Origin of the sequence: Streptococcus sp. HMSC067A03 (assembly GCF_001814295.1) — a bacterium.
Classification (GTDB): domain Bacteria; phylum Bacillota; class Bacilli; order Lactobacillales; family Streptococcaceae; genus Streptococcus; species Streptococcus constellatus.
In genome coordinates this window covers 76,108-90,407 of sequence record NZ_KV815648.1, presented here as the reverse complement: position 1 = coordinate 90,407, position 14,300 = coordinate 76,108, and the positions used below count along the sequence as shown (strand labels likewise).

Annotated in this window: 10 protein-coding genes and 1 pseudogene; 1 reads left to right on the top strand and 10 read right to left on the bottom strand. The window is 38.7% G+C overall.

Annotated elements, in window-relative coordinates; all coding sequences use genetic code 11:
* Window positions 1-3: 3 nt before the first annotated feature.
* From secA to celB, 5 genes and pseudogenes are all read right to left on the bottom strand, one after another.
* Window positions 4-2,523, bottom strand: a complete 2,520-nt coding sequence (gene secA / locus HMPREF2963_RS03920; RefSeq protein ID WP_006267982.1) for a preprotein translocase subunit SecA — start codon at window positions 2,521-2,523, stop codon at window positions 4-6.
* Window positions 2,524-2,650: 127 nt separating this feature from the next.
* Entirely contained in the window at window positions 2,651-4,498 is a 1,848-nt protein-coding gene (locus HMPREF2963_RS03915) for an APC family permease (protein WP_070668829.1), read from the bottom strand.
* Window positions 4,499-4,760: 262 nt separating this feature from the next.
* Window positions 4,761-5,705, bottom strand: a complete 945-nt coding sequence (gene manA, locus HMPREF2963_RS03910; RefSeq protein WP_070668827.1) for a mannose-6-phosphate isomerase, class I — start codon at window positions 5,703-5,705, stop codon at window positions 4,761-4,763.
* A 30-nt stretch (window positions 5,706-5,735) separates the two neighbouring features.
* Window positions 5,736-6,461, bottom strand: coding sequence for a GntR family transcriptional regulator (locus tag HMPREF2963_RS03905; RefSeq protein WP_003070533.1), 726 nt, complete (start codon window positions 6,459-6,461; stop codon window positions 5,736-5,738).
* Window positions 6,462-6,494: 33 nt separating this feature from the next.
* Window positions 6,495-7,763 (bottom strand): annotated as a pseudogene (gene celB / locus HMPREF2963_RS03900) (PTS cellobiose transporter subunit IIC).
* 143 nt (window positions 7,764-7,906) lie between these two features.
* Here celB and HMPREF2963_RS03895 point away from each other — a divergent pair.
* Window positions 7,907-9,304, top strand: coding sequence for a glycoside hydrolase family 1 protein (locus HMPREF2963_RS03895; RefSeq protein ID WP_070668824.1), 1,398 nt, complete (start codon window positions 7,907-7,909; stop codon window positions 9,302-9,304).
* A 133-nt stretch (window positions 9,305-9,437) separates the two neighbouring features.
* Here HMPREF2963_RS03895 and HMPREF2963_RS03890 read toward each other — a convergent pair whose 3' ends face one another.
* The 5 genes from HMPREF2963_RS03890 to HMPREF2963_RS03870 form a co-directional block, all read right to left on the bottom strand.
* Window positions 9,438-9,758 (bottom strand): PTS cellobiose transporter subunit IIA, encoded by a 321-nt coding sequence (locus HMPREF2963_RS03890; RefSeq protein ID WP_021002019.1) that lies wholly within the window; start codon window positions 9,756-9,758, stop codon window positions 9,438-9,440.
* A gap of 10 nt (window positions 9,759-9,768) precedes the next feature.
* Window positions 9,769-10,083, bottom strand: coding sequence for a PTS cellobiose transporter subunit IIB (locus HMPREF2963_RS03885; protein WP_070668822.1), 315 nt, complete (start codon window positions 10,081-10,083; stop codon window positions 9,769-9,771).
* Window positions 10,084-10,293: 210 nt separating this feature from the next.
* The gene (locus HMPREF2963_RS03880) at window positions 10,294-12,054 is read right to left on the bottom strand and encodes an ABC transporter ATP-binding protein (RefSeq protein WP_070668815.1); all 1,761 of its coding nucleotides are present in this window, start codon (window positions 12,052-12,054) and stop codon (window positions 10,294-10,296) included.
* Window positions 12,044-13,810, bottom strand: coding sequence for an ABC transporter ATP-binding protein (locus HMPREF2963_RS03875; protein ID WP_070668812.1), 1,767 nt, complete (start codon window positions 13,808-13,810; stop codon window positions 12,044-12,046). The genes HMPREF2963_RS03880 and HMPREF2963_RS03875 overlap by 11 nt, the downstream gene beginning before the upstream one ends.
* Window positions 13,803-14,261 (bottom strand): MarR family winged helix-turn-helix transcriptional regulator, encoded by a 459-nt coding sequence (locus tag HMPREF2963_RS03870; RefSeq protein WP_006268244.1) that lies wholly within the window; start codon window positions 14,259-14,261, stop codon window positions 13,803-13,805. The genes HMPREF2963_RS03875 and HMPREF2963_RS03870 overlap by 8 nt, the downstream gene beginning before the upstream one ends.
* Between the last annotated feature and the right edge of the window lie 39 nt (window positions 14,262-14,300).

Here is a 14,300-nt window from a genome sequence, read left to right as displayed (position 1 = left end):
TACTTATCTATGGCGCCCATGACAATTTTTAAACTTCTTACCAGAACCACATGGACATAAGTCATTGCGCTTCACTTTTGTCAAATCGATATCACTAGGTAAGCCAGATTTTTGTGCTGCAATATTACGTGTTGCCGTTGTACTGATATGGTGTTCCGTCCGTGGACGCTCTTGCTCATGAATTTGAGCTTTCATCATCAGCCGTGTAACATCAAACTCAATCGAACCAATCATATCATTAAACATGCGGAAACTTTCTGCTTGATATTCAACAACCGGATTGTTTTGTGCATAACCTCGGAGTCCAACAGCATTACGTAATTGATCTAAAGCATCAATATGGTCAGTCCATTTATTGTCCACTACACGCAGAATCAAAACTTTTTGGAATTCTCTGACTGATTCTTCATCTCGCAATTTTGCGACCTGATTGTCATATACTTCCAGTGCTCGTTGATACAAGTTTTCCTTTATTTCATCATCTGATAAATCGATTAAGTCTGATATGTTGATAGAATCTTCGGGCACCAGATTATATTTAGCAAAATTCACAATAGCTTCGATTTTTTCTTGCTGTTCGGCACGACTATTGCCATCTACAAAACGATTAATAGTCCGCTTCATCATAGCGTGAATTTCCGGTGCTAAATCACGATCAGCCGTAATGACATCATAACGTTGTGCATAGATAATCTCACGTTGCTCACGCATGACATCATCATATTGAAGGACTTGTTTACGTGTATCGTAATTGTTCCCTTCAACACGCTTTTGGGCTCCTTCCACTTGACGAGTAAACATTTTGGATTTGATAACCGACTCTTCTTCACTCATTTTGAAGCGTTCCATAACTGCTTTAATCCGCTCTGAACCAAAACGACGCATGAGCTCATCTTCAAGTGACAGATAAAATTGCGATTCCCCTGGATCTCCCTGACGTCCGGAACGACCACGAAGCTGATTATCGATACGACGACTTTCATGACGTTCTGTACCAATGACACAAAGCCCACCTAACTCGCGAACGCCTTCACCAAGTTTAATATCCGTACCACGACCAGCCATATTGGTTGCAATCGTTACAGCACCTCGCTGACCAGCATTCATAATGATTTGCGCTTCTTTATAGTGATTTTTCGCATTCAATACTTCATGAGGAACTCCAGCTTCGACTAATTTTTTAGAAATATAATCACTCGTTTCAACAGCAACCGTCCCCACAAGTACAGGTTGCCCTTTTTCATGACGAGCTTTCACATCTTGGACAACTGCTTTAAATTTTGATTCAATACTTGGATAAAGAAGGTCTGGGTGATCAATACGAGCCACCGGACGGTTTGTAGGAATCGGAATCACTCGAATATTATAAGTTTCGCGGAATTCTTCTTCTTCTGTCTTGGCCGTTCCCGTCATTCCTGACAATTTCTTATACATACGGAACAGATTTTGGTAAGTGATAGAAGCTGAGGTCTTCGTTTCATCTTGAATTGGTACACCTTCTTTAGCTTCAATTGCTTGGTGGAGTCCATCAGAATAGCGGCGACCTTCCATTGTCCGACCTGTAAATTGGTCAACAATCAAAATTTCCTGTTCTTCACTAACCACATAGTCAATGTCCAACAGCATAATATAATTTGCACGAAGAGCATTGTCAACAAAGTGAGTCAGTGCTACATTTTCAATGTCATACAGGTTTTCTAGTTTGAAATAACTTTCTGCCTTATCAATCCCCGAATCAGAAAGTCCAATAGTCTTAGACTGAACATCAATAATATAATCATCTTTGTTTAATGATTTTACAAAGCTATCTGCCATATGATAAAGCTGATTTGTATCAGACGAAGTTGGTCCGGACACAATTAAAGGGGTACGAGCTTCATCAATCAAAATGGAGTCCACTTCATCAACCAAAGCGTAGTTAAGTGGACGTTGCACCATATTTTCAGCACGCACTACCATATTGTCGCGCAAATAATCAAACCCAATCTCTGCATTCGTTGAATAGGTAATATCACAAGCGTAGGCTTCTTTCTTTTCTGCTGATGACTTTGCGGCAAGGTTAATACCAACAGAAAGTCCCAACCAAGAGTACAATTCACCCATTTCAGTTGCGTCACGTTCTGTCAGGTACTCATTTACTGTGACAACGTGTACACCTTCACCAGACAAAGCATTCAGATAAACCGGCATGGTCGCAGTCAAAGTCTTTCCTTCCCCTGTGCGCATTTCTGGTACATCTCCATGGTGTAAGACAATCCCGCCCATAATCTGTACGGGGTAAGGGAAGAGGCCCAACACACGTTTTGCGCCTTCACGAACAACTGCAAAGGCCTCATAAAGCAAATCATCTAATGACTCACCATTTTGATACCGCAACTTAAATTCATCTGTCTTTGCTTTCAAAGCCTCATCTGACAAAGCAGCCATTTCATCTTCATAAGCCATGACTTTCTTCGCCATTTTTTCTAATCTTCTTAATTCGCCTTTATCATTTTCGATAATTGTTCTTAAAATATTCGCCATTTCTTTCCTTACTTGTAATAATTCTTATTTTAAAATGTTCTTTTCATTATAGCATTTTTCACTATATCTTTCAAGAAAATAAAAGGATAAAAACGGCAGTTCCATTCAAAACTACCGTTCTATGTCCTTACTCTTTTAAGTGATAAGAATAACTAGCTACAACAACATTTTCATGCCATCTGAGAAAATATTTCAATTTCAAGCTCATTTGATTGTGCAGCATATTTTGCCAGCTATGATTTGGAATGAACTGTGGCACTAATACCGTTACGGTATAACCTTTCTTCTGCGCATTACGAGCGACTTTTGTCACATACTGTACTGTTGGTCTGATGATATTACGGTAACTTGTTTCTACATTGACAAATTGGATATCTGAAAAATAGTGTTTAAATTCACTTGCTACTTCCTCATCTTTTTCTTGTGTTTCTTTAGTAGATACGTGCATAGCAATCACTTCATCACCAATACTACAAGCATAATTCATCGCACCGGCACTAACACGCGTAACATTCCCAACAAGGACCAAAACCAGATTTCCTGCATAGTCCACGCGTTCAATTTTTTCATTTAAACGCAATTGTTTAGCAACTTTGTTATAATGATTTTTGATTGTTAAGAAAATCCAAAGCAAAATAATAATAATTGGGAAGAATGGCCAGATATCTCGCAAACGGAAAAGCAACAAAATCGCCACAATCGTGTAACAAATCGCTGCACCCAGAATATTTGTTACAGAATATTTTAAGAAATGTTTTCCATGCTGTTTGCGCCAATGTACGACCATTCCTGTTTGAGAAAGCGCAAAAGGTACAAATACACCAATCGTATAAAGTGGAATGAGCCGCTCAGTATTTCCATTGAAAATCAACAAAAGAAAAATTGCACCAATGGCCAAGGTCAAAATCCCATTTGAATAACCAAGGCGAGCACCTTTCTCCATATACATATGTGGCATATATTTATTTTTTGCCATATTGTAAGATAGCATAGGAAAGGCCGAAAAGCCTGTATTAGCTGCTACAGCAAGAATGAGTGCTGTTGACAGTTGGAAAATATAAAAGAGAAGCCGCCCAATAGGTGAATTTCCCAAAATAGCTTGTGCCATTTGAGCAAGCGTCGTAACACCCTTTATCGGAACAATTCCAATCCAATAATTTAAAAAGGTAATGCCAGCAAACATAAACCCAAGAATCGCTGCCATAATTGCCAAAGTTTTTGCCGCATTTTCAGCTTTTGGTGTTTTGAAAAATGGGACAGAATTTGAAATAGCTTCCACACCTGTCAAAGAGGCTGAACCGCTCGTAAAAGCACGTAACAGAAGCACTAAGCTAACACCTGAGATGGATTTTCCGATAGGAGCCGTTGCATGATAGGATAAATTTCCCAGCAATAATTGCAATAAGCCAAAGCCAATCAAGAAAACAGTACTTGCGATAAACAAATACACTGGAATCATAAGAGAAACTGCAGATTCCCGCAAACCACGTAGATTCATCAACATTAAAACCAGCACTAAAATAATAGAAATATGCAAATTATAAGGATGCAAAGCAGGAATTGCTGACGTAATCGCATCTGCCCCAGACGAAACGGATACTGCTACTGTCAACATATAATCAACCAGCAAACTACCACCTGAAATCAGACCAGCTTTTGGTGAAAGATTTTCCGTTGTAACCATATAAGCCCCACCACCTTGTGGATAGGCATGAATCCCCTGACGATATGAAATAGTCAAACTAGCCAATAAAATCAGCACCACAATACCAATTGGTAACGACCACCAAATCGCACCAGCAGATACAGATACCAACACTAAAACAACTTGTTCAGGACCATAAGCAATCGAAGACAGAGCATCACTTGATAACATAGCTAGAGCTTGCAACTTTGTTAATAGGTTTTCTTCTTCTCCCTCATTGCTTGATTTCAAAGGTCGACCAATAAAAATATTTTTCAACTTGGAAAACATATTTTTCTCCTAAATTTTTCAATATCAGCCATTATAACGCTTTTCTGAAATAGTATCAATGTTTTCTGAAAATGACATCATTTTTTAATATAACTGATAATTTCTGCATAAATAAGAGAATAAAATAGACTACTATAATTCCTTTGAAATCATCTGTAAAAATGAGTAAACTAATGAACCACTACATCATGATGCTTTAGACTTATACTTTTAAAGAGGTTGCGGACTTTTTCCCAACCTCTGATTTTCTATATAAAAGTTATTAAGGATGACTGACAATCATTTCAAGATCTTGTCCCTCAAAAGTCCAAGCCTCCAGATCGCTTGGTAAAATGAAATGGTCTCCTTTTGCAATCGGATAAGCTTTCTCATCTACTGTCAACATCCCTTGTCCTGCCAACACACTCACCAATAAATAAGGAGCTGTTTTCTCAATCGCAACTTTCCCTGACACTTCCCATTTGTAAACGGCAAAGAAATCACTGGCAACCAAAAGGGTTGATTGCAAATCATCTGCTTTCACAGTAACTGGTCGACTATTGGCCGGCGCACCGATATTGAGTACATCAATGGATTTTTCTAGATGAAGCTCGCGCAAATTGCCTTGAGCGTCTTTTCGGTCGAAATCATAAACACGATAGGTAGTATCACTGGACTGTTGCGTTTCTAAAATCAAGATACCTGAGCCAATGGCGTGCATGGTGCCACTTGGAACATAGAAGAAGTCCCCAGCCTTGACTGGCACCTTGGTTAAGAGCTTCTCCCATTCTTTCTTTTCAATCTGCTGGCGCAACTCTTCTCGTGACTGAGCACTGTGTCCATAGATGATTTCTGCTCCTTCATCTGCCGCAATCACATACCAGCACTCGGTCTTTCCTAATTCTCCTTCGTGCTCCATAGCATAATGGTCATCTGGATGAACTTGAACACTAAGCCAATCATTGGCATCCAAAATTTTGGTTAAAAGTGGAAAAACAGGCTCGTTGCTATTGCCAAACAATTCACGGTGCTCAGCATAGACTTTATCCAATCCTTGTCCTGCAAATCGACCGTTTTTTATAGTAGATACTCCGTGTGGATGAGCCGAAATCGCCCAGTATTCGCCTACTTTATCACTGGGAATTTTATAGCTGAATTCATCTCGTAGCTTCGTTCCACCCCAGATTTTTTCCTGCATAACAGATTGTAAAAATAATGGTTCTGACATCATTTCCTCCTTTAATATTGTATAAACAACTTAAATATTTTTAACATCTAAAAGCGAATACCCTCTCGTGTCAAAGCGATTGCGGCTTCTCGAGTACTCAATCGGACGCCCATTTTCGAGATAAACAACTTGTTCAACCTGCAAAAGTGGATCGTCATTTTGACAGTCCAGATACATTTTATCATATTCATCTGGCTTTTCAGCTGTGATATGGCGATAACTTCCGGCAAATTTTAAGTTTAATTCATCCCATAAATAAGCATAGATAGACTGAAGTAAAATACTCTCATCCAATCCTGGCACCAAATCACACGGCATATAAGTGTGTTCCAACACATAGGGCTTCTCATCAAGCAGACGCAAACGTATGATTTTATAAACTGGCGTCGTCACTTCCACTTGCAGGCGCTCTGCAATCTCGGCTTCTGGGAATTCAACTGCAAACTGAATAATCTGGCTCGTTAATTTTCGGTCATCATTTTTGAAATCTTGACTCAACCCATTGTAATTATTCAAGCGAAATTTTGAATCTTCTTTATCCCAAAAAGAGGAATTTAACACTCTTGTTCCATTTCCTTGTTTGGAAAAAATCAATCCCTCAATGGTTAGAATCTCAACAGCTTTTTTTATAGTCATTCGGCTAACACCGAACTCTTTTGATAATTCAGACTGAATAGGCAACATGGAGTCTACTGGGTAGACTCCATTTGCGATTCTATCTCGAAGTATATTTGCTATTTCTTCGTATTTAGGCATATGATAGCTCCTGCAAATCTGTCATTCATCTCATTATAATACAGAATCAGGTTGTTTGTCCAGCATACGAAGGAATGGATACCAGATAAATCCAACAATCACCATATCCACTAACTGAAGGACACCACCTAAAATGGAATTGGTTGCTAGCATTCCGCTAAAGAATACGGGCACCGTCCAAGGAACTGCCACTCCTGTTGGAGCTGGAACAATTCCTACTGCCATCACAATATAGTTAAACGCAGTCACAACAATCGGTGCTAAAACCCATGGAATCAGAATAGTCGCATTCAAAACGATTGGCAAGCCAAAGATAACTGGTTCATTGACATTGAATAGCCCCGCTCCAAGAGCAAGTCGTCCAACGTCCTTATACATTTTCTTTTTCAGAATAAAAGCCATAATGATAACTACAGCTAGCGTCATCCCAGAACCACCTAAACCAACAGTAAATGTTTCCATAAATGATTTGGAAATAATGTGTGGCAAATGCTTGCCAGCCTGATAAGCCTCTAAGTTATCCAACATCAATGTATTCCAAATTGGATCCATGACAGAATTAACAAGAATTTGTCCATGAAGTCCAAAGAACCATAAAAATTGAACAAAGAAGATTGCCACTAAAGTTGCCCAGATACTACTTCCCAAGCCAACCAGCGGCGTTTGAATAACCTTATAAATAATATCATGAAGATTTGCATTGAAAAATCCTGTCAAACCAGCATTGACAAACAAGAATATGGAAAGAGTCAATACGGCAGGAATCAAAGCCGCAAACGACTTGGCTACTGCAGGCGGAACGCTGTCTGGCTTTTTAATCTGCCAACCTTTTTTCGTTGCCTAGCAGTAGATTTCCGCTGCAAAAAATGCAACCAGCATTCCAAGGAACATCCCTTTTGCCCATAAACGGTCTAAACTCAAGACGCCTGAAATTTTTTCACCTTTTTCTGGCATGGTATAAAAAGGTGTCAAAAGAAGAAAACTAGAAAAGGAAATAGCTCCACCAAAAATCCCTTCAACTTCATAACTCTTAGACAAATAATAGCCAATACCAAACGTTACAAAAACTGTCATAATTGACATTGTTGCATTTTGTCCACTGCCAAATAGATTAGACAAAGTAGCTTTCGTTGCATCATTGAAAAACGGCAAATTGTTAAATACGACTACAATTGAGCCAAACATCGTTAATGGAAAGGAGAGCATAAAGGCATCCCGCAAAACAGCCAAATAACGATTGGAAGCGAGTTTGTTTGCCAATGGCAACAACTTATCACCGATTTGATCTAGAAACTTGTTCATCAATCTTCCCTCTTTTTCTTTTTTGATACTCTAACTATACTATATTTTTTATAAAATGTCTATACTTTTTATATAAAAGATTGACTTTTTTCGAAAAAAGTATAGTATTATATTGTAGACTATTTTTAAAAAGGAGAAAATATATGACATTTTTAACATTTCCAAAAGGCTTCTTTTGGGGAACTGCTTCCAGTGGACTGCAAACAGAAGGTCGATTTGACGGCGATGGAAAAGGAGAGAATATCTGGGACTATTGGTACAACAAAGAACCTGAAAAATTCTTCAACCATATTGGACCTGATAAAGCTTCCTATAATTATCAGTATTACAAAGAAGATGTGCAACTAATGAAAGCAACTGGACACAATTCTTTCCGCACTTCTATCCAATGGAGTCGTCTAATCCCAGAAGGCGTTGGTGCTGTTAATCCAAAAGCTGTAGATTTTTACAATTCATTCATTGATGAACTGATTACAAATGGAATTGAACCATTTATTAACTTATACCATTTTGACATGCCAATGGCACTACAAGCAAAAGGTGGTTGGCTTAATCGGGAAACGGTTGATGCTTATGTAAACTTTGCAAAAACCTGCTTTGACCTATTTGGTGATCGCGTCAAATACTGGTTCACTCATAATGAACCTATTGTCCCTGTCGAAGGTGGTTACCTCTACAATTTCCATTATCCAAATGAAGTCAACATGAAACACGCTGTACAGGTGGCTTTTCACGAAATGCTCGCCAGCAGCTTAGCTGTCAAAGCCTATCACGAAAAGCAAGATGGTAAAATTGGGATTATCCTCAACTTAACCCCAAGCTATCCGCGTGATGAGAATAATCCTGAAGACGTCAAAGCTGCTCAAATTGCAGATGCTTTCTTTAATCGCTCTTTCTTAGATCCTGCCATCAAAGGCGAATACCCTGCTGATTTGATTGCTATCATTAAAGAATTGGATATGATTCCAGAATACACAGCTGAAGATTTGCAGACCATTAAAGAAAATACCATTGACTTGCTTGGTGTCAATTATTACCAGCCACGCCGAGTTAAAGCAAAGGAAAACCCTGCTGATAAAGACCCGCAAAATCCTATGCCAGATGATTTCTTTGACTACTACGATATGCCAGGTAAAAAAATGAACCCTTATCGCGGTTGGGAAATCTATGAAAAAGGAATCTACGACATTATGATGAATGTCCGTGATAACTATGGAAATCTTCCTTGCTATATCTCAGAAAACGGCATGGGCGTTGAAGGTGAGGAGCGCTATATCAACGCCAATGGTCAAATTGAGGACGACTACCGTATTGACTTCATCAAAGATCACCTCCGTTACCTACACCAAGCCATTGAAGAAGGAGCTAACTGCATCGGCTATCATCTTTGGACTTGTATGGACAATTGGTCCTGGTGCAATGCCTACAAAAATCGCTATGGTCTCATTGCCGTTGACCTTGATAAGAAAGGAAAACGAACCATTAAAAAATCAGGTTATTTCTTTAAAGAGTTGTCTGACAAAAACGGTTTTGAAGATTAAATGTGACAAAACTCCCCAAGAGTTCCGATACCTTGGGGAGTTTATGCTAAATAAAAGATAAAAAATAAACCTATAACATGTAACTAATTCACACAAACACTATAAGTTTATTCTTAGGAGGTTTATAAATAAATTATTTTTCTTCTAACTTTTTATATAATTCAAGCATCTCTAATGCCACTTCACGTAATGTCATTGTTGTCATCAAATGATCCTGTGCATGAACCATGATGATCTCAATCTTAATCTCAACGCCACTTGCGTAATCTTGCAACAATTTCGTCTGTGCGTGATGTGCTTCAACCAACTCTGTATTCGCGGCTTCCAATTTTTGAGAAGCTTCATCGTAGTGACCAAGTCGCATCGCTGCAAATGCTTCGTGTACTGTTGCACGCGCAGTTCCACTATGAAGAATGATTTCAAATGCTGCTACTTGTAATTCTTCTGTATTCATAACATCCTCTTTATAGATTGTCTGTGACTACTTTAGCCAGAGCTGTGACTCCTGTTGGGATTGGAACATAGGCTTGAGGTGGAATTTGAACAACTGGACGTCCAACTTTTTCTCCGAGGTCAGCAAATTGTTTAAAATACATTCTTGTTTGAGGACTAATTAAATAAAGATCAAATGCGGCAGATTCAATTACTTTATTTCCCTCTGTTGCTCCAATTGCTTCAACAGTAATATCTTGTCCTTGACCTTGAAGGTATTCAGTTGTCTTTTTTGCCATAAGAGAGGAAGACATTCCTGCTGCACAGATAATTAACGCTTTTATCATGAAATTTCTCCTTAAAATCTTGTTTATGAGGTAAGTTTTTATTAACAAATTACCTATCATTGAAATTAGTATAGCACAGTTTTTGTTAAATGTCTAGTCTTTTATATATAAAGATTATACTTTTTTCAAAAATTTAATAACAAAAAACTCTTTCCGGTCAAAGTTTGACTAGAAAGAGTCCCTATTGTAATTTATCGTTTGTCATTTCCTTTACACATACTCTACATCTTCATCGAATTGACTATTGTAAAGATCAGCATAGAAGCCATTTTCTTCCATCAATTGATCATGATTACCTTGTTCAATGATATTGCCATCTCGCATAACGAGAATCAAATCAGCATTACGAATGGTTGACAAGCGGTGAGCAATGACGAAAGAAGTCCTTCCTTCCATCAACTTATCCATCGCTTTTTGGATCAATTCTTCTGTCCGCGTATCAACAGATGAAGTCGCTTCATCCAAGATAAGTAAGGGAGCATCCTTAAGAAGTGCACGCGCGATAGTCAGCAATTGCTTTTGCCCAACAGAAAGACTGACTGTGTCATCCAACACTGTATCGTATCCTTTTGGCAAAGTCTTGATAAAGTGATGAACCCCGACAGCTTTAGTCGCTGCCACAACCGCTTCATCAGAAATATTCTTCTGATTGTAAATCAAATTTTCTTTAATCGTTCCCTCAAATAACCAAGTGTCTTGAAGGACCATTGAGAAAGCATCATGCACTTCAGAGCGTTTCATTTGCTTGGTATCAATACCATCAATAGTAATCCGCCCTTTCTCAATTTCATAAAATTTCATCAACAGATTGACAATCGTCGTTTTCCCAGCACCGGTCGGACCAACAATAGCAATCTTTTGGCCGGCTTTGGCCTCGGCAGAAAAATCATGAATAATTGTTCGATCCGGATTGTAGCCAAAGAATACATTATCAAAGGTAACATCACCCTTTAAAGTTGTGAGCTGTTGAGACTTGTGCTCATCATTTTCCATTTCCGGTTCTGCTAAAAACTCAAATACACGCCCCATAGCAGCACTAGCTTGTTGAAGAGTGGTAATCCCTTGTGCAATTTGGGACAATGGTTGAGAAAAAGTCCGTACATATACCATAAAGGCAACAATCGTCCCCATCGTGACATCACCATTCAATGCCATGCTCGCTCCAACCAATACGACCATCACATAACCAAAGTTCCCTGTAAATATCATTAACGGCATCATAATTCCAGAAATAAATTGGGACTTCCACATACTACTATAAAGATTCGTATTAAGCATTTGAAAGGCTTTTTTTGATTCCTCGGTAGCATTATAGCTGACAATGACATTGTGACCAGAATACATCTCTTCCACATATCCATTGACACTAGCAAGATTCTCTTGTTGTGCGCGGAAAAACCGTTGTGATTTGCCCATAATCAACGCAACAAAGACAAAACCAATCAAAACCGATCCAATCGTTACAAAGGATAGAACCACGTTGTTATAAAACATCATAAAGAGAACAGCAATAAGAAGCAAACTTGATGAAATCACTGTGCCTAAACTTTGGTTCAGAGATTGTCCAACAGTATCCACGTCATTAGTGACTCGTGAAAGAGTGTCCCCTTGCGAATGACTATCAAAATACCGCAAGGGTAATTTATTGATTTTCTCCGCAATGGCTGTCCGCAAACGCTTTGAAAAATGCTGAATCACTGAAGAGATGATGAAGGATTGCATATAATTTAATAAAGCACCCACTCCATATAAAATCGCTAAGAAAAGAGCAATATTAGAAATAGCTTTCAGATCAATTTGGCTTGTCATTCCTTCTGTGATAAGGTTGGTAATTTCTTTTAATTTGACCGGACCATAAACCGTGATAACACTAGATAGCATTGCTCCCACAAATGCAACGAGCAATGGAAACTGGAATCCTTTGATATAGGGTTTCACTTGGCTAAATAAAGATGATTTTTTATTTTCCATTTTCCAATTCCTCCTTTGATAATTGTGAGTAAGCAATTTCTTGATAAACTTCGTTTGTCGCTAGCAGCTCTTTGTGAGTTCCTTGTCCAACAACTTTCCCTTTATCCAACACCAAGATCTGATCGGCATCCATGATCGTTGAAATCCGCTGAGCTACGATCAATCTGGTTGTAGCTTTCACTTTTTTCGCCAATTCTTCTCGCAAAATACGGTCTGTCTTATAGTCCAGTGCTGAAAATGAATCGTCAAAAATCAGAATTTCAGGTTTCCTAGCAAGTGCACGCGCAATCGCCAGCCGCTGCTTTTGACCACCAGAGAAATTGGTTCCGCTTTGTGCGACCTCTGAGTGCAGACCATCTTCTTTTTCTTCAACAAATGATTTCGCTTGTGCCAAGTCCAACGCAGACCACATTTTTTCATCATCCAATGGACTTTCATTGCTTTGTCCAAAATCTAAATTACTCTTTATATCACCAGAAAAGAGAACAGCTTTTTGTGGAATGTAGCCAATTTTATTATGCAAATCTTCCAACTGATAATCTTTTACATTCACGCCATCTACTAAAATTCTTCCTTCTGTCACATCATAGAAACGAGGAATTAAACTAATTAGGGTTGATTTCCCAGAACCAGTTGATCCGATGAAAGCTACCGTTTCGCCCGCTTTAGCTGTAAAGCTAACATGTTCAATGACAGCCTCAGAGTTTTTAGTATAGCGGAAAGAAACATTGTCAAATACCACTTCACCTTTGACATCTTTAGCTGTTTTGGGTTGCATTGGAGATTCAATCGTTGAATGCAAATCAAGTACCTCATTAATCCGTCCCGCAGACACCAAGGTACGAGGAAGAACGATAAACAGAGCAGCCATGAGCATGAAGCCCATTACAACCTGCATAGCATAGGACATAAAGACAACCATGTCGCTAAAGATTGGCAAACGTCCTGGTAAAGCTGCATCTTGAATCAAGTAAGCACCAATCCAGTATATTGCCAAGGTCAAACCACTCGAAATCCCCATCATAATCGGATTTAAAATAGCCATGAGCCGACTAACAAAGAGATTCAACCGAGTCACTTCATCATTTGCCCCTGCAAATTTATCATCTTGATAGTCTTCAGCATTGTAAGCTCGAACAACACGAATCCCTGTTAGACTTTCACGCGTAATACTATTTAACTTATCAGTCAACCGTTGAATAACAGATTGCTTTGGAAAGGCCAACGTCATCAAAACTGTCGTCATAATCATATTCACAATAACTGCGACAATAACTGCCCACAGCCAGTATTCTGATTTCCCAATGATTTTTGTAATCGCCCAAATCGCCATAATCGGCCCACGAGTCACGACTTGCAAGCCCATAGTAATCATAAGCTGAATTTGCGTAAGATCATTGGTTGTCCGCGTTAAAAGACTTGGAATAGAAAATCTCTTAATCTCAGCATTTGAATAATCCAGTACACGATTGAAAATATCTGAGCGCAAGCTCGTTGTAAAGCTAGCTGCCAATCTAGCCGCAATAAAACCAACTACCACAGCACTGAGAAAACTAGCAAATGACAATCCAATCATTTTCAAGCCCGGATTCCACAAATCAGAAATAACTGTTCCTCTCGTCTGTAGGAGTTCCGTAATTTTTGAAATATAGGTTGGAACCTCTAAGTCCAAATAAACTGCCAAACAAGTAAATAAGATACTGATGATAATCATCTCTACTTCTTTGACAGTTAAACGTTTAAACAATTTAACCATTCGCTTCTCCTTTTTCTAATTTTTCAATATTCTGGTAAAATCGCCCCATTATTTGAAAAAAAGTCACCAAATCTTCTTCTGAAATGCCAGTCAATAAGCAGCGATCCATCTCATCAAAGAAATCCCGAATTTTATTCATGCGCTCTTTTGATTCCGATGTCAAACGAATAATCTTAGCTCGTTTATCTGCTTCACTCACTTCCAGATAAATCAAGCCATTTCTAACCATTCGCTTCATTAAATTACTAGCAACTGACTTGGTAATTCCCAACTCCTGCTCAATATCTTTAATAAAGGTCATCTTGCCACAATCTTCTCGATGATTCACAAAATGCAATACTTGCCCTTGTGGACCCGCCATAAATTCAATCCCTCGCTCTTTGGCAATTTTTTGAATCATCAGATGTGTCTTCCGTCCAAATCGCTTGAATTCCAATAATGGTTTTTCCATTTGATTTCCTTTCAAATAGTTCTCTAGAGAACCAGTTAG

Coding starts and splice junctions, on each gene's coding strand:
- secA (WP_006267982.1), bottom strand. CDS start 2,523: ATGGCGAATATTTTAAGAACAATTATCGAAAATGATAAAGGCGAATTA.
- HMPREF2963_RS03915 (WP_070668829.1), bottom strand. CDS start 4,498: ATGTTTTCCAAGTTGAAAAATATTTTTATTGGTCGACCTTTGAAATCA.
- manA (WP_070668827.1), bottom strand. CDS start 5,705: ATGTCAGAACCATTATTTTTACAATCTGTTATGCAGGAAAAAATCTGG.
- HMPREF2963_RS03905 (WP_003070533.1), bottom strand. CDS start 6,461: ATGCCTAAATACGAAGAAATAGCAAATATACTTCGAGATAGAATCGCA.
- HMPREF2963_RS03895 (WP_070668824.1), top strand. CDS start 7,907: ATGACATTTTTAACATTTCCAAAAGGCTTCTTTTGGGGAACTGCTTCC.
- HMPREF2963_RS03890 (WP_021002019.1), bottom strand. CDS start 9,758: ATGAATACAGAAGAATTACAAGTAGCAGCATTTGAAATCATTCTTCAT.
- HMPREF2963_RS03885 (WP_070668822.1), bottom strand. CDS start 10,083: ATGATAAAAGCGTTAATTATCTGTGCAGCAGGAATGTCTTCCTCTCTT.
- HMPREF2963_RS03880 (WP_070668815.1), bottom strand. CDS start 12,054: ATGGAAAATAAAAAATCATCTTTATTTAGCCAAGTGAAACCCTATATC.
- HMPREF2963_RS03875 (WP_070668812.1), bottom strand. CDS start 13,810: ATGGTTAAATTGTTTAAACGTTTAACTGTCAAAGAAGTAGAGATGATT.
- HMPREF2963_RS03870 (WP_006268244.1), bottom strand. CDS start 14,261: ATGGAAAAACCATTATTGGAATTCAAGCGATTTGGACGGAAGACACAT.